Origin of the sequence: Flavobacterium zhairuonense (assembly GCF_004352915.1) — a bacterium.
GTDB lineage: Bacteria > Bacteroidota > Bacteroidia > Flavobacteriales > Flavobacteriaceae > Flavobacterium > Flavobacterium zhairuonense.
Genome location: NZ_SJSY01000055.1, coordinates 1 through 16,923, shown reverse-complemented (window position 1 = coordinate 16,923; position 16,923 = coordinate 1). Strand labels below are relative to the sequence as shown.

The window sequence follows — 16,923 nt, the reverse complement described above, 5'->3', positions numbered from 1 at the left end:
CCGATTAAACAGTTAAACCACTCTTATTACAAAATAGTTTTTCTTTCCGCTTTGCAATAAAACAAATTGATTGTTGATTAAATCATTTGTCGTCAGAACAAAATCTTCTTTGATTTTTTCTCTGTTTACAGAAATTGAATTCGCAGTTAAAGCTCTTCTTGCTTCTCCGTTTGATTTAAAGAAACCTGTTTTTTCGTTTAGAACATTAATAATATCCAATCCGTTTTCTAAATCTGCTTTTGCAATTTCAGCTTGTGGAACTCCATCAAAAACTTCCAAGAAAGTTTTTTCATCCAATTTCTTCAAATCTTCAGCAGTTGAATTTCCAAATAAGATATTCGAAGCCTGAATTGCTTTTTCTAATTCTTCTTTGCTGTGAACAAAAATTGTAATTTCTTCAGCTAATTTCTTCTGTAAAACTCTTAAATGAGGAGCCGCTTGATGCTCTGCAATTAAAGCATCAATTGTTTCTTTATCTAAGAAAGTAAAGATTTTGATGTATTTTTCAGCATCTGCATCTGTTGCATTTACCCAAAATTGGTAAAATTTGTAAACAGAAGTTTTATCAGCATCCAACCAAACATTTCCACCTTCAGATTTCCCGAATTTAGATCCGTCAGCTTTTGTGATTAAAGGAGTGGTCAATGCAAACGCTTTCGCATTTTCGCCTCCCATTCTGCGCACTAATTCTGTACCTGTGGTAATATTTCCCCATTGGTCAGAACCTCCCATTTGCAAAAGGCAGTTGTTATTTTTATATAAATGATAAAAATCGTATCCCTGAATTAATTGATAGGTAAATTCTGTGAAAGACATTCCTTCCCCTTCTCCGTTAATTCTTTTTTTAACAGAATCCTTCGCCATCATGTAATTTACTGTGATTCGTTTTCCAACTTCACGTGCAAAATCAATAAACGAGAATTCCTTCATCCAGTCATAGTTGTTCACCATAATTGGACCATTTGGTTCGTTTGAATTAAAGTCTAAGAAACGAGACAGAACACTTTTGATTCCGGCAACATTTTTGGCCAAAGTTTCTTCATTCAACAGATTTCTTTCGTCAGATTTTCCAGAAGGATCCCCAATCATTCCGGTCGCACCACCCACAAGAGCAACTGGCTGATGACCAAAATTCTTTAAATGAACCAATAAAATAATCTGAACCATACTGCCAATATGCAGCGAATCTGCCGTTGGATCAAAACCAATATAAGCCGATGTTACCTCTTTTAGCAATTGTTCTTCCGTTCCTGGCATGCTATCATGGTACAAACCGCGCCATTTTAATTCTTCAACTAGATTCTTCATTTTTAAAATATTTTGCGCAAATATAGTCAATGACAATGGCAATGTCAAAAAAGTCTGCCACGAAGACACAAAGACACCACGTTTTTTATTTCTATAAAATTTACGCCAAGCCTTCACAGTAAAAAACAAAACTTTGCACCTTAGTGCCTTTGTGGCAAAATCAAAAAAACCTCTGCAACTTTGTTTCTCTGTCACTTTGCACCTTCCAAGCAAAAACTTATCTTTACAAAATGGTATTAGTAACTGGAGGAACAGGTTTAGTAGGCTCACATTTATTGCTTCATTTAATTGAAAATGGAGAAAATGTTCGGGCTATTTACCGACACGAAAGCAATATTCAAAAAACAAAATCCGTTTTTGAGCTTTATAAAAAAGTTGGTTTATTCGAAAAAATAGAATGGCTTGAAGCCGATATTTTAGATGTTCCTTCGCTCGATATTGCTTTTGACAACATTGACTACGTTTATCACTGTGCCGCATTAATTTCATTTGACCCAAAAGATGAAGATGCACTCCGAAAAACCAATATTGAAGGAACTGCCAATATGGTTAATTTTTCAATAGCGCGAGAAATTAAAAAATTCTGCTTTGTAAGCTCTATCGCTGCTTTGGGAGATTTAGCTTCGCATGAAACTTATATTACCGAAGAAACCGATTGGAATCCCGAAAAACCACATAGCGATTATGCCATTTCAAAATATGGCGCCGAAATGGAAGTTTGGCGCGCTGTTCAGGAAGGTCTTGATATTATAATAGTAAATCCAGGCGTAATTCTCGGACCAATTCCGAAAACAAAAGAACCACAACAAGGAAGTGCCGAATTATACATAAAAGTCGCTAACGGATTACCATTTTACACGCTCGGAAGCACGGGTTTTATTTCAATTGATGATGTTGTAAAAATAGCTTTTCTATTAATGAAAAGCGAGATTAAAAACGAACGTTTTACCTTGATAGCAGAAAATGTTGTTTTTAAAGATGTTCTCGACACCATTGCTACAGTTTTGAAAGTCAAAAAACCATACATTCATGCAAAACCCTTTTTAATGAATGTACTTTGGATGGCTGATTCAGTTTTTGCTACTCTGTTTTTCCAAAAAAGACGTTTGACAAGAGCCACAGCAAAATCTTCTTATACCAAAGTTTTATATTCAAATGAAAAAATAAAAACCGCTCTAGGAACGGTTTTTCAAGATGTACATGAGTACATTATAAATATTTCAAAACTTTAATTATTGATCTAAAAGTTTTTCTCTTCCTCTCGGATTAACATTTGCTGGATTCTCCGGAGTTTTTATAGAATCTTTTGGTTTTTCAGTTGCTTTCTTTTTAGCCGCTTTTGCTGCTTTTTTCTCTTCAATTTGAAGAATCGAATCAGTTGCTCTTTCCTTTACTTGCAATCTTTTTCCCAACTCATCATAAAGCTCCTTATACGTTTCATAATCAGAAGCGTAATAAATATTGCTTTGTGCAAATTGCAGGCTATCAACTTTGTATTTTTTGAAAATAAATTTCTTGGGATCTGATTCAACAGAATCTAAAGACAGCGGATTTTGATATTTCATTGCCTCCAAAAGAGACAAATCATACATAATATCAATCATTTTCTCTCTTTCAATAAGTCCTTTTGGCTCTTTTACAATCTCCTTTTTACAGCTTACAGAAAGAAACAAAACCAATATTATAAATACAAAATTCTTCATTTCAGTTTTTTATCTGTCAAACAATAATCTTTTTCCAGCGCGCACGTCTTTTACTTTGAAATTATTGTACACCATTTCTCCGTTTACAAAAGTATGCGTGATTCTCGACTTAAAAGCCATATTTTCAAAAGGAGACCAACCACATTTGTACAAAATATTATCAGAGTTTACACTCCAAGGCAAACTCGGATTTACAATTACCAAATCGGCATAATAACCTTCTTTTATAAATCCTCTCTTTTCGATTTTGAAAATTTTAGCTGGATTGTGGCACATTTTCTCCACAATTTTCTCCACGCTGATTTTCCCTTGATGATGCGCTTCAAACATGGCCACTACTGCATGTTGCACAAGTGGGCCTCCAGATGGCGCTTTCAAATACGATTGCTGTTTTTCTTCTTTTGTATGCGGCGCGTGATCTGTTGCAATTACGTCAATTCGTCCATCATTCAATGCTTTCCAAAGTTCAGCACGATCTTCAGCCGTTTTTACAGCTGGATTCCATTTTATGTAATTTCCTTTTGTTTTGTAATCTTCATCGGTAAACCAAAGATGGTGCACACAAACCTCAGCTGTAATTTTTTTGTCTTCTAACGGAATTTTATTGGTAAACAATTCCATTTCTTTTGCAGTTGAAAGATGGAAAATATGAAGTCTTGCTCCAGTTTTCTTTGCCAAAGCCACTGCTTTTGAAGATGAAATATAACAAGCCTCAGCACTTCTAATCAAGTGATGCGCCGTTACCGGAATATCTTCACCATATTGCTCTTTGAATGCAGCAAGATTATTTTGAATTGTAGTTTCATCTTCACAATGAACAGCAATCAGCATTGGCGTGCTTGAGAAAATTTTCTCCAAAGTCTCCTCTCTATCTACCAACATATTTCCGGTTGAAGAACCAAGGAAAATCTTAATACCTGCAACATTCTTAGGATTTGTTTTTAAAACTTCCTCCAAATTATCGTTCGTTGCGCCCATCATAAACGAATAATTCGCAAATGATTTTTGAGCCGCAATTTGATATTTTTCTTCTAAAATTTCTTGAGTTACAGCATTTGGAACCGTATTTGGCTGTTCAATAAAAGAGGTAATTCCACCCGCAACAGCCGCTCTCGATTCTGATTCGATATCGCCTTTATGCGTCAAACCTGGTTCTCTAAAATGAACTTGGTCGTCAATCGCGCCCGGAATCAGATAATTCCCTTCTGCATCAATCACTTTGCAGTCAGAGGTCTTTAGGCTGATGCTGTCTGAAACCTCAACAATCAAATCATTTTCGATTAACACATCGCCCTCAAAAATAGATCCTTCGTTTACAATTTTAGCATTTTTAATTAAAATCCTGTTCATCGCCTATGGTTTATAATGTATTGAATAATTTTTTTAATCGAAGAGAAATCACCCCAAGAATAGCTTCTTTAATAATGGCATTGCTCATTTTTGAAACTCCTTTTGTTCGGTCTGTAAAAATAATTGGCACTTCGCTTATCTCAAATTTACCACAATAAGTTCGATATTTCATCTCAATTTGAAACGCATATCCAACAAATTTGATTTTGTTTAGATTTATGTTTTCCAAAACCTGTCTTTTATAACAAACAAAACCTGCAGTAGCATCGTGAATTTTCATTCCAGTAATAAATTTAACATAAACTGAAGCAAAATACGACATCAAAACACGGCTTAAAGGCCAGTTAACCACATTTACACCTTTTACATATCTGGATCCAATAGCTAAATCAGCACCACCAAAATGACAGGCATCATACAATTTCTCTAAATCGTTAGGATTGTGTGAAAAATCGGCATCCATTTCAAAAATGAAATCATACTTGCGCTCTAGCGCCCATTTAAAACCATGCACATAGGCTGTCCCCAAACCTGATTTTTTTGCTCTTTTTTCCAAAAACAATCTATCAGGAAATTCTTCTTGTAAAGCAATCACTTTATTCGCAGTATGATCTGGAGAATTATCATCAATAATTAAAAGATGAAAAGGCTTATGTTGCGAAAGAACAGCTCTTACTATACTTTCTATGTTCTCAATTTCGTTGTAAGTAGGAATTATGACAATACTATCACTCATTTTTTTCTCGGTAATTTCACCGCAAAAGTAAACTTTTTATAGCATTTGCTTCATAATAAATACATAATAAAACTATTGAAATAAAAAATTGCTAATTTTGTGACATTATGATTGAACACCTGCATCCTCGAATTATTGAAAACAAAGACTGGGCAACTGCTTTATTTGTCCTTACCTTTGCTGTTGTTGCCATTACAAAATCAGCTTATGAGACTCGATTTTCGGAATTCAGCAAGCTAATTTTTTCTGATAAATATGCCAAAATTTACCGTGACAACAGCCACATGAAAAGCAGTTTTACGGTTGGATTGTTTTTTGTACAAGTTATCTCGTTTGCTTTTTTTATTCAGCTGACAATGCATATATTTTCACAGAATTCGAAAGCAGCAGAAATTGTGCTAAAAACCGATTGGATTTTGTTCATTCAGATCGCCACCTTTTTGCTTTATTTCATTTTGGCAAAATATTTAGTCGAGAAAATCGTTGCAACTTCTTTCAATATTGAAGATTTTGTAGATCTTTTCAACCTACAAAAAGTCACTTATCGAACTTATATTGGCGTATTATTGCTTCCTGTAAACGCAGTTTTATTTTATTATGACAATATTCCAACTATTGTTCCGTTGGCAATCATAGCTATTTCGCTGTGTATTAGCCTGTACTCCTATTTTATTTCAATTAAAACGTATCAAAATGCAATAATCAGTAAGTTATTTTATTTTATTTTATATCTTTGCGCTCTTGAAATAGCCCCTTATTATTTTCTTTATTATTGGTTAACAAAAGGGAGTGCTTAGAAAATGTTTATAATATGAAAGTGAAAACAATTTTGGTGTCACAGCCTGAACCTAAAGTGGAGAATTCTCCTTACTTTGAGCTCCAACAAAAACACAAAATAAAAATTGATTTCAGACCATTTATTCATGTGGAAGGGGTTAGCGCAAAAGAGATTCGATTACAAAAAATCGATCTTAATCATTATACTGCGATCATTTTAACAAGTCGAAATGCTGTAGATCATTTTTTTAGAGTGGCTGATGAAATGCGTTACAAAGTTCCAGAAGGATTGAAGTATTTTTGTCAATCTGAAGCCGTAGCATTTTACCTGCAGAAGTATGTTGTGTACAGAAAACGTAAAATTTACGTTGGAGCAAAAGATTTTGCAGACTTATCTCCTCTTATCAAAAAGTACAAAGACGAGAAGTTTTTACTTCCTGCATCTGATCAATTAAACGCAGATGCTCCTGTAACACTAAACAACTTAAAAGTTGATTGGGCTCAGGCTATTTTTTACAGAACTGTAATGAGCGATCTTTCTGATTTGGCTGATGTTTATTACGATGTTTTAGCATTTTTTAGTCCAACAGGAATTAAATCTTTGTTTAAAAACTTCCCTGATTTTAAACAAAACAATACCAGAATCGCTGTATTTGGAAGCACAACTCAAAAAGAAGCTTTAGATCATGGTTTAAGAATCGATATTCTTGCTCCAACTCCTGAAACTCCTTCTATGACAATGGCTTTAGAAAAATACATCGCTGAAGCAAACAAAGGAAAATAAACCTAAGAATATACAATATTGAAATTCCAAATTCCAACTTAATCACTTGGAATTTGGAATTTTTGTTTTTGTAAACTTTCGATTCCCGTGGCTGAAACCACAGGCTATGTTTTTAAATTTTGTTTCTGATAGCTTTAAGGATAAAACATTTATGTTTTATTTTTCTTTTATTGGAATTTAGGATTTAAAAATCGGAATTTCTATTTCTTGAGCATTTTAACTACATTTGATTTCTATTCTAAACCCAAATCACAAAAAATAGTTTCAAATTTTAAGTTATGAAAATTAATTCCCTATTAATTGAAATAGACGGTATCGACAAAGAGATTCTTCGTTACTTAATGGACGATGCCCGAAAACCAATATTACAAATTGCCAACAAAATTGGTATCTCAGGCGCCGCAATTCATCAGCGATTAAAAAAACTCGAACAGTCTGGCGTTATTTCAGGATCAAAATTTACCGTTAATCCAAAAGTTTTAGGTTATAATACTATGGCGTTTATTGGCGTTTATCTTGACAAAGCCTCCAGAAACTCTGAAGCTGTAAAAGAATTAAGAAAGATTCCAGAAGTTTTAGAATGCCATTATACAACCGGAAACTGGTCGGTTTTGATTAAAATCATTTGTCGCGACAATGAACATTTAATGTCTCTTTTAAATAATAAAATCCAAGCTATTGAAGGTGTTTCAAGAACAGAGACTTTCATTTCGCTGGATCAACAGATTGACAGGCAAATTCAGCTTTAGAATATGTCAATTAGAAAATTTGATAATTAGATAATATAAAATCCCAATTTCACAAGCGATGATTAATAGAGCTCGAAAAGAAATTAAAACATTCGTATTTTTTATTATCTACTTTATATTAGGCTTTTTGGCAGAGAAAGCAATTCCAAGCAGCGCCTGTAATCCAGGAGCAGGCTTTTTACTGTTCTTACTTTCAATCCCAACAAGCATTGTTTTGGCTCTTGTACTTCTTTTCAAATACTATAAATCAGAAAACATTCAATATGTAAATTCATTTTACATTATACTCGGAATTTGGACAATTCTTTTTTTATTAATGTATTTCAACAATTAGAAATATTATATTCCGAAATTCAATTAACTAAAAAAAAACAAAACCCGACAGGTTTAAAAAACCTGTCGGGTTTGCTAATAAATTATCTAATTGACTAATTTTCTAATTATCAAATTGACACATTATCAAATTAATTCCTCCTACTTCCTGAATAAATCGAAATGTAGTATAACAACGTTGCAATCGATCCAATCGCGGCAACCACATAAGTTCTCGCAGCCCATTTTAAGGCATCTTTTGCTCCTGCTTGCTCTTGCTGTGTCAACATATGTTTGTTTTCAAGCCATGCCAAAGCTCTGTTACTCGCATCATATTCGACTGGCAATGTAATAATCGAAAATAAAGTTGTTGCTGCAAAAAGAATAATTCCAACTAACAATAATTGAGGAAAAGCCTTTATCATTAAGATTCCAGCAAGCAAAATCCATTGCATGAAACTTGATGCAACATTTACAATTGGAACTAATTTTGAACGCATTGTCAACCATTCATATCCAACCGAATGCTGCACTGCGTGTCCACATTCGTGCGCTGCAACTGCCGCCGCTGCCGCATTTCGATGATTATAAACTGCTTCACTTAAATTTACTGTCTTGTCTGACGGGTTATAATGATCGGTTAATTGACCTGGAGTCGAAATAACACGAACATCTGTAATTCCGTTATCAGCAAGCATTTTTTCGGCAATCTCTTTACCGCTCATTCCGTTTTGCAATTGCAATCTTGAATATAATTCGAATTTACTTTTAAGTTTTGAACTTACCATCCAGCTAAAAAGCATTATCGCTCCGGCAAGTAATAAATATCCACCTCCCATATTTGTTTTTTTTTTGATTGATTTTAAAGTTACAAAATCAATCACAATTTCTGAACCATTTTAACAAAATGACATTTTGACATTTTTTGACACAAAAAAAGCTTCACAATACTGCAAAGCTTTCATGTTTAAGATTCTAATTGATTGTTTACTTCTTCAAACTTTTCAATTAGGCTGCTTATTTTTGATTGTTGTTTTTTAATTTGTTTCGGACGAATATAAAACCAATTGAACAAAATCCACAGTAAAGTGATTCCGTAAGTCAAACTCGCGCCCAGAACACTCATTCTGCTTGCATATTCATACATATACAAACAAATTCCCGCTGTTAACATCAAAAAGTACAGACTCATCATATTCGTCTGCAAAAATTGCTGTTTCTTTTGAATCGAAACCAATTTTTGAAGATATTCGTGATTGTCCTGTGTTGCATCAATATCTTTATAATTTCCAAATAATTTATTGGATGCAAAAAGATAGATTACCATTCCAAGAACAACCAAAACGATTCCTATTTTAGTTGAAATAAATTGTGGTTGATAATAAATCCATATAAAAATGATGAAAGCGCTAGTCGCCAAAAGCATAATATTTGTTTTCCACAAACTGCGCAATGATGCTTTTTTAAATTGGCTCACGCGCTCAAGCAAATCCTCCATATTGGGCTGACTTACGGATTGTCTTTTCCATAAATCTTTAAAATCAATATTATTATCGTTGTCCATTTTCTTTAAATTTTTGAGTCAATTTTTCTTTAATTCTGTGAATTTTCACTCTAACATTTGCTTCTGAAAGTCCCACAATTTTAGCGATTTCAGCCTGCTTCACTTCTTCTAATTCCAGTGAAATTATAATACGATCGGTTTCCGGTAATTCGGCGATGCATTTATAAAGAAACTGAATCTGGGGTTCAATTGATTGTTGTTTTTCTTCTGAAAGATGAATTGGCAAATCTGATTTCGGAAAACGTTTTTGTTTTTCAATCTGCCTCAGACAATTATTAGAAGCAATTCTAAAAATCCAGGTTCCAATAGCCGATTCGTTTCTAAAAGTGTCCAACTTCTGCCAGACAATTATAAATGTCTCCTGAGCGAGATCTTGTGCAATGTCATAATCATTGACAAAACCCATGCAAAGCCTGAATATTCGATCCCAATACGTCTTGTAGATTTGTTCAAATTCCATTCTTATTATTTTATAAAAGTGTTTAATTGTGCTAAATACCAATCTTTATCATCATACATAATAAAATGAAGACCTTTGTTTGCATATTGAAAATTGGCTGTTTTCAAATTTTTATACTGCTCTTCAATTGCTGGTTTTAAATTTATAAAATAAGACTCTAATAAAATTAACGCTGGGCATTTTATCTGTGCGATTTTCGCTCTTAAATCGGTATTTGAGAAATCACAATACATTTGGCCGAATGTTTTTCTATCTGATTTTACGCTCCAATCCACTACCATATCCATTTTTGAAGCATCAGCCAAAAGTCTTGGCATTGTTTTTTTCTGCATATCAAGAAACTGAACATCTGTCATCGATGTCATTTGATTTACTATTGCAGTACAATCATTATTTTCTTTTGATTTGAAAGAAGGATCCATCAGCGCCGCCATGCACGGAAGCGCATCAACAACCACAATTTTTCCAATCAATTCTGGATAATCGGCTGCAATAGCAAGCGCCAATCCTCCGCCCATACTATGGCCAATTAAAATTGGTTTTTCTATTTTGTTTGCTTTGATGTAATTGGCAACTTCATTTTTCCAATTTTCAAATGAAGGATTTTGTTCAGGTTTCACTCCTGCAAATCCTGCCATTGTAAGTGTATAACAAGTGTAATCTTTTTCGAATGCGGTTTTAGTTTCGTTCCAAACTTCTCCTGAAGAAGCAAATCCAGGAATGAATATTATAGATTGTTTTCCTTTTCCGGTTTTCAGAACTTCAAAAGGATATGATTTTGTTTGTGCAAAAACATTTAGACATAATGCTGAGAATAAGAATGCGATAATTAAGATGATATACTTTTTCATTTTTAATAGTTTTAAGTTGTTAAAATTCTAATAGCAATAAATTGTTAATTAAATCGGATCCATGCTTTTGATACGGCAACTATTAAAATGTTACAAAAGTTTTTAAAATTTTAATGATAAATTTTAACATCCCAATGTTAGTGCGGGTTTTTAACCGCAAAGTGCGCGAAGGTTTACGCAAAGAACGCTAGTTTTTTTGCTCGCAATCCCAATAGCTATCGGGAGCAAGGTCGCAAAGTTCTTTCCACAATCTTGTCATCCTGAGGAACGAAGGATCACACATGTAACTCTACAAAGATTGGCGATTTTGATTGCGGAATTTCTAGTGTGATTTCTCCTTTCAGTCGAAATGACAAACTATCAGCACAAAAAAAAATCCCAAACCCCAACAAGAATTGGAATTTGGAATTTTTATATTGAAAATTAATTCGGTTATCCTACCAAATTGATAATTTTTCCAGGAACAATAATCACTTTATTTGGTGTTCTACCGTCTAATTGTTTTTGTGTTCTTTCGTCTTTCATTACGATTTCTTCGATTTGCTCTTTTGTTAAGTCTAAAGGCAATTCGATTGTGAAACGCATTTTTCCGTTGAAAGAAACTGGATATTCTTTATTTGTTTCAACCAAATGATTCGCATCAAAAATTGGGAACGCCACTTCTGAAATTGAAGTTGTATGTCCTAATTGCGACCATAATTCTTCAGCAATATGTGGTGCGTATGGCGAAACCAAAATTGCTAATGGTTCTAAGATTGCTCTAGAATGACAGTTTTGAGAAGACAATTCGTTTACACAAATCATAAATTGAGAAACCGAAGTATTGAAAGAGAAATTCTCGATATCTTCTGCTACTTTTTTGATGGTCTTATGTAATGATTTCAAGTTGTCTTTTGTTGGTTCGTCGTTGTTTACGATTAAACCATTATCATCAAAATACAATCTCCATAACTTTTTCAAGAAACCAAAAACTCCAGAAATACCAGCGGTATTCCAAGGTTTTGCTTGTTCTAACGGACCTAAGAACATTTCGTATAAACGTAATGTATCAGCTCCATATTCATCACAAATATCATCTGGCGTTACAACATTGTATTTTGATTTCGACATTTTTTCGACTTCGCGACCTACAATGTATTTTCCGTTTTCATCTAAAATGAATTCAGCATCAGCATAATCTTCTCTCCAAGCTTTGAATTTTTCTACATTTAATTCATCTGAAGAATTCACCATTGAAACATCTGCATGAATTGGCTGTACTTTTTGATCTCCAATTTTATTTTTAGAAACAAAAGTATTTGTCCCTTCTAATCTATAAACAAAAGCACTAGTTCCCAAAATCATTCCCTGATTAATCAGTTTTTTGAATGGTTCTTCCGTTGGAGCAAAACCTTTGTCTTTTAAGAATTTGTTCCAAAAACGAGAATATAATAAGTGACCTGTTGCGTGCTCGCTTCCTCCAATGTACAAATCAACACTTTCCCAGTAAGCCAACGCTTCTTTGCTTGCAAATTCATTTTCATTGTGTGCATCCATATAACGCATCCAATACCATGAACTTCCCGCCCAACCTGGCATTGTGTTCAATTCTAAAGGAAAAATTGAAACATTATCAACTAAATCTGTATTGACAACTTTATTTTGTTTCGTATCCCAAGCCCAAACAGCTGCATTTCCTAATGGTGGCAATCCGTCTTCTGTTGGCAAATATTTCTCTACTTCTGGCAAAATAATTGGCAAATGCTGAGACTCGATCATTTTTGGCAATCCATTCACGTAATAAACTGGGAATGGCTCACCCCAATAACGCTGACGAGAGAAAACCGCATCACGCAAACGGTAATTTGTTTTACCTTTTCCTTGACCGATTTCTTCTAGTTTTTCAATCGCTTTTTGAGTTCCTTTTTTGTAATCTAATCCGTTTAAGAAATCAGAATTTGCGATTTCTACGTTATCTTTTGATCCGTAAGCGGCTTCAGAAATATCAACATTAGCGAAGATATTTTTGATTTCCTGCATTCCGTTTTGACCTTTAAAGAAATTAGCAAAAGCATAATCTCTTTCGTCTCCACAAGGAACCGCCATTACAGCACCAGTTCCGTAACCTGCTAAAACGTAATCACCAATCCAAACTGGAATTGGCTCTTTTGTAAACGGATGTTCTGCATAAGCTCCTGTAAATGCACCAGAAATAGTTTTTACATCGGCCATGCGCTCACGTTCAGAACGTTTTGCTGTTTTTTCGATATAAGCTTCAACTTCTGCTTTTTGTTCTGGAGTTGTAATTTTAGCTACCAAATCATGTTCTGGCGCCAAAGTCATAAAAGTTACTCCGAAAATGGTATCAGGACGAGTTGTAAATACTTCGATTACTTCATTGTGATCTTTCACATTAAAAGTCACCAAAGCCCCAACAGATTTCCCGATCCAGTTTCTTTGAGATTCTTTTATAGACTCACTCCAATCAATATCATTTAGACCTTGAAGCAAGCGTTCGGCATAAGCAGAAATTCGCATACTCCATTGTGTCATTTTTTTTCTTATAACAGGAAAGCCTCCACGCTCCGAAACTCCGTTTACAATTTCATCGTTTGCCAACACAGTACCTAAGCCTGGACACCAGTTTACTTCGGTTTCTGCCAAATACGTCATTCGGTATTGCAATAAGATTTTCTCTTTTTGATCTTCAGAATACGAATTCCATTCATCAGCAGTAAAAATTGCCACGTTATCATCGCAAACTGCTTCAACTAATGCATTTCCGCTTTCTTCAAAAACGTTTACAAGCTCTGCAATATCAAATGCTTTTCCTTGTTTTCTGCAATACCAAGAATTGAACAATTGGATAAAAATCCATTGTGTATGTTTGTAATAATCCGGATTTGAGGTACGCACTTCACGCGCCCAGTCAAATGAAAACCCGATTTTATCTAATTGTTTTCTGTAACCAGCGATTTGTTTTCCTTCTTTGTCAACACCACCGTCAATATTTACACGTGTTGTATCTTCTGGACGTTGCCCTGTCTGGATTGCATATTGTTCTGCAGGCAATCCGAAACTATCGTAACCCATTGGATGCAAAACATTGAAACCTTGGTGTCTTTTGAAACGAGAATACACATCTGAAGCAATATAACCCAGCGGATGCCCTACGTGTAATCCTGCTCCAGACGGATAAGGAAACATGTCGAGAACATAATGTTTCGGTTTTTCGGAGTTATTTTTTGCTGCAAAAGTTTGATTTTCTGCCCAATATTTTTGCCATTTGGCTTCAATTTCGTTTGGATTGTATTTCATTTTATAAGGTTCAAAGTTGCAAAGTGACAAAGATTCAAAGGTTTTATCACTTAATGAATTATCGCGCAAATTTACATTTATTGTCGCTTGTTCCAAAGCTATTTCATTGACAAACAAATAAAATAACAAAATACTTATTTTTAATTAAGTAAAAATACGTATTATTGCAAAGACAAAATACTTATTTACACTGAAAATCGATGGCAGAAAATAAGAAATATAATATCGAAGTCCGCGTTTGGATTGAAGAAGTTGAAGGCGCATTTCTCGGAATTGGCAAAATTTGGCTTTTAGAAAATATTCGTAAAACGGGTTCGATTACCAATGCTGCAAAAGAAATGAAAATGGCATACAGACAAGCCTGGCAGTTGGTTGAAGAAATGAATCAACGTGCCGAAAGTCCGTTAGTAGAAAAACTTCTTGGAGGAAAAGGCGGTGGCGGTGCAAAATTGACTGAAGCTGGAGAAAAAGCAATCGCTGTTTTTTATGAAGTTGAAAAACGTATTAAGGACTTTGCTCAAAAAGAAACTCAGAATTTGAAATTTTAATTTAAAGAAACCAACTCGCAGAGTTTGTATTTTTAATCTCGCAAAGACGCTAAGTCGCAAAGAGAATAATATAAAACTTAAAAAAGAAAAAAACTTTGCGCCTTTGCGTCTTTGCGGGATTAATAAAACCCAAAGCAGATTAAGCATTTAAACCAAAACAATATTTTTTTAACCATCAGTATTCATTTTAAAACATACTGATACAAAACCAAAAACATGAACCAAAAACTCTACCTACTTTTTATTTTTATAAGCCTGAAAAGTTTTTCCCAAATTGAAAATTCTAAAGCAAAACAAGACAGCATCAAAAAAGAAGAATTGAACGAAATCGTCATTACCGCTTCCCGTCGTTCTGAGAATATAATGCGTTCACCAATTAGCATCGAGCAATTAAAATCGGCAGAAGCCAAAAATATGGGATCGCCAAGTATTTACGAAGCACTTGAAAATGTAAAAGGCGTTCAGATTATTACGCCAAGTTTGGGCTTTAAAGTCATCAATACCCGCGGATTTGCCAATTCGACCAATGTTCGATTTGCACAATTAGTTGACGGAATCGACAATCAGGCACCACATTTGGGAGCTCCGATTGCGAATGCTTTGGGCGCAAACGATTTGGATATTGACAAAATCGAAATTATTCCCGGAACTGCGGCAGCTTTGTACGGAATGAACGCTATTAACGGTTTGGCAAATATCCAGACTAAAAATCCTTTTGAATACCAAGGCATAAGTGTTCAGCAATTAACAGGCGTAAATCATGTTGGGAATATTGATCGGTTTTCACCTAAGTTATACTCGCAGTTTAATTTAAGATTTGCCAAAGCTTTCAATGAAAAATTTGCTTTTAAAGTAAATGCTTCGACAACCGGAGGAACGGATTGGGTTGCTGACGACAGAACCGACTTAGCTCCAAATGCAAATGCTTCAACAGGTTTATTTGGCGCAGATAATCCGGCTTACGATGAAGTAAACGGTTACGGAAATGAATCAGCAAACCGAAAAACTTTAAACTTAAATGGCAAAAATTATGTTGTGGCCAGAACGGGTTATCGAGAAACAGATATTTCTGATTATGAAATCAAAAATTACAAAGCTGATTTCGGATTGTATTTTCGCCCGAAAAAAGATCATGAACTTTCTATGACTTATAAAACGGCCTTAATCAATACAATTTATCAGCGTTCGAATCGATTTAGATTAGACAATTATACTTTAAATCAATTTGCCCTTGATTATCACACTCCAGTTTTTCAAGTAAAAGCTTATGCAACAACTGAAAATACTGGAGATTCATACAACATGCGTTCGCTTGCCGAAAATATGGATCGCGCTTTTAAATCGGATGACAAATGGTTTGCCGATTATACTTCAGCTTATAAAAATGCAATTACAGGAGGCGCAACAGTTGCCGATGCACACCGAATGGCCAGAACTCAAAGTGATCAGGGCAGATTTATTCCCGGAACTGAGGCGTATGAAAAGAAAAAAGAAGAATTAATCGACATCAACAATTGGGATATTGGTGCGGCTTTGCGTGTAAAATCGACTTTGGTTCATGGCGAAGGTTTATTTAATTGGGATAAAGCTTTTACTTCTTTTTTCAAAAAAATTGATGCTAAATTGTTAAGCGGTTTCGATTACCGAAATTACATCATTGTTCCAGACGGAAACTATTTTATCAATCCTGTTCATACTGATGAAAATTTGACTTATCAAAAATTCGGAGGTTTTACACAATTGACAAAAGATTTCTTTACTTCAAAATTGCGTTTGGGCGCTACAATAAGAGCGGATAAAGCCGATTATTTTGACACTAAATTTACGCCTCAGTTCACTGCTGTTTATTCGCCGAAAGAAACTATGAATTTTAGAGCTTCTTATCAAACAGGTTATCGTTTTCCGAGTATTTTTGAAGGATTTTCAAACGTAAATTCGGGTGGCGTAAAACGTGTTGGCGGATTGCGAATTATGTCTGACGGAATTTTCGAGAATTCATACACAAAAGCTTCAATTGATAAATTTCAGGCGCAGGTAAATACTGATGTCAATACAAATGGTTTAACTCAGGCACAGGCGATCGAAAAAAACAAAAATACGATTCAGAAAAACCCTTATACGTATTTGGAACCTGAATTTGTAAAATCGTTTGAAATTGGTTTTAGAGGAATGGCATTAAATAAAAACCTTTTTATTGATGCCGATTTTTATTACAACTCTTATAAAAATTTCATTGCTCAAGTCGAGGCCAGTATTCCAAATACAACAGATCCAAATCTGATTCCGACAGCATTATATTCAAAAAACAGTCAAAGTCGCTACAGACTTTGGACAAATTCTAAAAGTAAAATCTACAATTACGGCGGAAGTTTGGGTTTAAAATACCGTTTTGACGAAACTTTTACAGCTTTGACTAATCTTACATATACAAAACTTGACAGAACTGATGACAAAGATGGTTTGGAAGACGGTTTCAATACACCC

General features: G+C 34.4%; 16 protein-coding genes. 7 read left to right on the top strand and 9 right to left on the bottom strand.

All coding sequences use genetic code 11. The features are described from left to right. Nucleotides 1-12: 12 nt before the first annotated feature. Nucleotides 13-1,308 (bottom strand): tyrosine--tRNA ligase, encoded by a 1,296-nt coding sequence (tyrS, locus tag EYY60_RS00555; RefSeq protein WP_132987469.1) that lies wholly within the window; start codon nucleotides 1,306-1,308, stop codon nucleotides 13-15. Nucleotides 1,309-1,538: 230 nt separating this feature from the next. On the opposite strand from tyrS, the gene EYY60_RS00550 reads away from it, so the two are divergent. After that, nucleotides 1,539-2,540, top strand: coding sequence for an NAD-dependent epimerase/dehydratase family protein (locus tag EYY60_RS00550; protein WP_132987468.1), 1,002 nt, complete (start codon nucleotides 1,539-1,541; stop codon nucleotides 2,538-2,540). On the opposite strand, the gene EYY60_RS00545 is transcribed toward EYY60_RS00550, so the two are convergent. From EYY60_RS00545 to EYY60_RS00535, 3 genes are read right to left on the bottom strand one after another with little or no spacing between them, the layout of a single operon-like run. Next, nucleotides 2,541-3,011: a DUF4296 domain-containing protein gene (locus tag EYY60_RS00545; protein WP_132987467.1), complete on the bottom strand. Its 471-nt coding sequence runs from the start codon at nucleotides 3,009-3,011 to the stop codon at nucleotides 2,541-2,543. It lies immediately after the preceding gene. Between the two features lie 9 nt (nucleotides 3,012-3,020). Continuing rightward, nucleotides 3,021-4,361 carry a dihydroorotase gene (locus EYY60_RS00540; protein WP_132987466.1) on the bottom strand — a complete coding sequence of 447 codons (1,341 nt, stop codon included), beginning with the start codon at nucleotides 4,359-4,361 and terminating at the stop codon, nucleotides 3,021-3,023. Between the two features lie 10 nt (nucleotides 4,362-4,371). Next, nucleotides 4,372-5,097: a polyprenol monophosphomannose synthase gene (locus tag EYY60_RS00535; RefSeq protein WP_132987465.1), complete on the bottom strand. Its 726-nt coding sequence runs from the start codon at nucleotides 5,095-5,097 to the stop codon at nucleotides 4,372-4,374. Between the two features lie 107 nt (nucleotides 5,098-5,204). On the opposite strand from EYY60_RS00535, the gene EYY60_RS00530 reads away from it, so the two are divergent. The 4 genes from EYY60_RS00530 to EYY60_RS00515 all read left to right on the top strand — a co-directional run bounded on the left by EYY60_RS00530 (nucleotide 5,205) and on the right by EYY60_RS00515 (nucleotide 7,741). Continuing rightward, nucleotides 5,205-5,894: a DUF4271 domain-containing protein gene (locus tag EYY60_RS00530; RefSeq protein ID WP_132987464.1), complete on the top strand. Its 690-nt coding sequence runs from the start codon at nucleotides 5,205-5,207 to the stop codon at nucleotides 5,892-5,894. A gap of 14 nt (nucleotides 5,895-5,908) precedes the next feature. Further along, complete coding sequence (locus EYY60_RS00525) at nucleotides 5,909-6,658, top strand: uroporphyrinogen-III synthase (protein WP_035653304.1); 750 nt, start codon at nucleotides 5,909-5,911, stop codon at nucleotides 6,656-6,658. A 278-nt stretch (nucleotides 6,659-6,936) separates the two neighbouring features. Further along, entirely contained in the window at nucleotides 6,937-7,407 is a 471-nt protein-coding gene (locus EYY60_RS00520; RefSeq protein ID WP_026728380.1) for an Lrp/AsnC family transcriptional regulator, read from the top strand. A gap of 58 nt (nucleotides 7,408-7,465) precedes the next feature. Then, nucleotides 7,466-7,741: a hypothetical protein gene (locus EYY60_RS00515; protein ID WP_132987463.1), complete on the top strand. Its 276-nt coding sequence runs from the start codon at nucleotides 7,466-7,468 to the stop codon at nucleotides 7,739-7,741. Between the two features lie 130 nt (nucleotides 7,742-7,871). On the opposite strand, the gene EYY60_RS00510 is transcribed toward EYY60_RS00515, so the two are convergent. From EYY60_RS00510 to leuS, 5 genes are all read right to left on the bottom strand, one after another. Next, the gene (locus tag EYY60_RS00510; RefSeq protein WP_132987487.1) at nucleotides 7,872-8,558 is read right to left on the bottom strand and encodes a zinc metallopeptidase; all 687 of its coding nucleotides are present in this window, start codon (nucleotides 8,556-8,558) and stop codon (nucleotides 7,872-7,874) included. Nucleotides 8,559-8,686: 128 nt separating this feature from the next. Next, complete coding sequence (locus EYY60_RS00505; RefSeq protein WP_132987462.1) at nucleotides 8,687-9,283, bottom strand: hypothetical protein; 597 nt, start codon at nucleotides 9,281-9,283, stop codon at nucleotides 8,687-8,689. Then, nucleotides 9,270-9,743, bottom strand: coding sequence for an RNA polymerase sigma factor (locus EYY60_RS00500; protein WP_132987461.1), 474 nt, complete (start codon nucleotides 9,741-9,743; stop codon nucleotides 9,270-9,272). The genes EYY60_RS00505 and EYY60_RS00500 overlap by 14 nt, the downstream gene beginning before the upstream one ends. A gap of 5 nt (nucleotides 9,744-9,748) precedes the next feature. Next, nucleotides 9,749-10,594, bottom strand: a complete 846-nt coding sequence (locus EYY60_RS00495) for an alpha/beta fold hydrolase (RefSeq protein ID WP_132987460.1) — start codon at nucleotides 10,592-10,594, stop codon at nucleotides 9,749-9,751. Nucleotides 10,595-11,026: 432 nt separating this feature from the next. Beyond that, nucleotides 11,027-13,891, bottom strand: a complete 2,865-nt coding sequence (leuS, locus tag EYY60_RS00490) for a leucine--tRNA ligase (protein ID WP_132987459.1) — start codon at nucleotides 13,889-13,891, stop codon at nucleotides 11,027-11,029. A 200-nt stretch (nucleotides 13,892-14,091) separates the two neighbouring features. Here leuS and EYY60_RS00485 point away from each other — a divergent pair, with 200 nt between their 5' ends. Together EYY60_RS00485 and EYY60_RS00480 are read left to right on the top strand one after the other, a co-directional pair. Next, nucleotides 14,092-14,439, top strand: a complete 348-nt coding sequence (locus EYY60_RS00485; protein ID WP_132987458.1) for a winged helix-turn-helix domain-containing protein — start codon at nucleotides 14,092-14,094, stop codon at nucleotides 14,437-14,439. A gap of 216 nt (nucleotides 14,440-14,655) precedes the next feature. Then, the coding region (locus EYY60_RS00480) for a TonB-dependent receptor plug domain-containing protein (protein WP_132987457.1) at nucleotides 14,656-16,923 on the top strand (2,268 nt) is incomplete at its 3' end.

Excerpts from the sequence above, each read along its gene's own strand:
- tyrS (WP_132987469.1), bottom strand. The coding sequence starts at position 1,308 with ATGAAGAATCTAGTTGAAGAATTAAAATGGCGCGGTTTGTACCATGAT.
- EYY60_RS00550 (WP_132987468.1), top strand. The coding sequence starts at position 1,539 with ATGGTATTAGTAACTGGAGGAACAGGTTTAGTAGGCTCACATTTATTG.
- EYY60_RS00545 (WP_132987467.1), bottom strand. The coding sequence starts at position 3,011 with ATGAAGAATTTTGTATTTATAATATTGGTTTTGTTTCTTTCTGTAAGC.
- EYY60_RS00540 (WP_132987466.1), bottom strand. The coding sequence starts at position 4,361 with ATGAACAGGATTTTAATTAAAAATGCTAAAATTGTAAACGAAGGATCT.
- EYY60_RS00535 (WP_132987465.1), bottom strand. The coding sequence starts at position 5,097 with ATGAGTGATAGTATTGTCATAATTCCTACTTACAACGAAATTGAGAAC.
- EYY60_RS00530 (WP_132987464.1), top strand. The coding sequence starts at position 5,205 with ATGATTGAACACCTGCATCCTCGAATTATTGAAAACAAAGACTGGGCA.
- EYY60_RS00525 (WP_035653304.1), top strand. The coding sequence starts at position 5,909 with ATGAAAGTGAAAACAATTTTGGTGTCACAGCCTGAACCTAAAGTGGAG.
- EYY60_RS00520 (WP_026728380.1), top strand. The coding sequence starts at position 6,937 with ATGAAAATTAATTCCCTATTAATTGAAATAGACGGTATCGACAAAGAG.
- EYY60_RS00515 (WP_132987463.1), top strand. The coding sequence starts at position 7,466 with ATGATTAATAGAGCTCGAAAAGAAATTAAAACATTCGTATTTTTTATT.
- EYY60_RS00510 (WP_132987487.1), bottom strand. The coding sequence starts at position 8,558 with ATGGGAGGTGGATATTTATTACTTGCCGGAGCGATAATGCTTTTTAGC.
- EYY60_RS00505 (WP_132987462.1), bottom strand. The coding sequence starts at position 9,283 with ATGGACAACGATAATAATATTGATTTTAAAGATTTATGGAAAAGACAA.
- EYY60_RS00500 (WP_132987461.1), bottom strand. The coding sequence starts at position 9,743 with ATGGAATTTGAACAAATCTACAAGACGTATTGGGATCGAATATTCAGG.
- EYY60_RS00495 (WP_132987460.1), bottom strand. The coding sequence starts at position 10,594 with ATGAAAAAGTATATCATCTTAATTATCGCATTCTTATTCTCAGCATTA.
- leuS (WP_132987459.1), bottom strand. The coding sequence starts at position 13,891 with ATGAAATACAATCCAAACGAAATTGAAGCCAAATGGCAAAAATATTGG.
- EYY60_RS00485 (WP_132987458.1), top strand. The coding sequence starts at position 14,092 with ATGGCAGAAAATAAGAAATATAATATCGAAGTCCGCGTTTGGATTGAA.